We start from the raw sequence: 786 nt of genomic DNA, 5'->3' as shown, positions 1-786 counted from the left end.
CGGGGGGCAGCGACGATGGTCTCAATGAATTGGTGCGGGTGCTGATCCGAGAAGTGCAAACGGAGTTGGCCGAAATGGACCAACGCATTGCATCTTATGATCGGCGGGTTCGGGAGCTCTTTCGCAACAGCGAACTATGTCAGCGGCTTGGAAAGATCGAAGGTATCGGCCCTGTGACCGCGACAGCCTTGATCGCTGCTGTAGGTGATCGAACTTGCTTCAAGAACGGCCGCCAGTTTGCGGCATGGCTCGGTCTCGTGCCGAAACAACGATCNCATGGCGCTCGCGCTGCGCTCGGCAAAGCAGCGGGCAAGCAGGATCCTCGAAGCCTTTGGCTTAGTAAGTTGCGACAAAGGCGGCATCCCAATGTCGCGGCTGTCGCGCTCGCCAACAAGAATGCGAGGATCGTGTGGGCCATGCTCTCGGGCGGCACAGTCTACGAGCACGCACCATCGGTGAAAGCAGCNAATGCGAGGATCGTGTGGGCCATGCTCTCGGGCGGCACAGTCTACGAGCACGCACCATCGGTGAAAGCAGCTTGAGGCGAAGCGGCAAACGAAGGAATAACAGAAGGAGGTCTCACCCCAGCAATTGCAGCAAAATGGTAGGAGATGGTGAAACGGTCATTCCGTCGCTTCCCGAACCTGGTGTGTGGACCGGCTTGGCTTCGGCCAGTGTCTAGGGGCCGATGAGGTGGAAGCCCGCGAAAATCCGTCGGGGCTCGCGGCGACGACGTTGTCCAGCCGCATCAGGAAGCCGGATATACGTCAGCAGTTGTGACCGACG

Annotated in this window: 1 protein-coding gene; it reads left to right on the top strand. The window is 59.3% G+C overall.

Annotation, left to right across the window (positions count from 1 at the left end; translation table 11 throughout):
* Window positions 1–74 precede the first annotated feature (74 nt).
* Window positions 75–542: a transposase gene (locus X738_RS84435; RefSeq protein WP_441295570.1), complete on the top strand. Its 468-nt coding sequence runs from the start codon at window positions 75–77 to the stop codon at window positions 540–542.
* The last annotated feature ends 244 nt before the right edge of the window (window positions 543–786 follow it).

Source organism: Mesorhizobium sp. L48C026A00, from assembly GCF_000502375.1.
Taxonomy (GTDB): domain Bacteria; phylum Pseudomonadota; class Alphaproteobacteria; order Rhizobiales; family Rhizobiaceae; genus Mesorhizobium; species Mesorhizobium muleiense.
The sequence above is the reverse complement of the archived record's forward strand: the minus strand, read 5'-3'. Positions and strand labels throughout refer to the sequence as shown.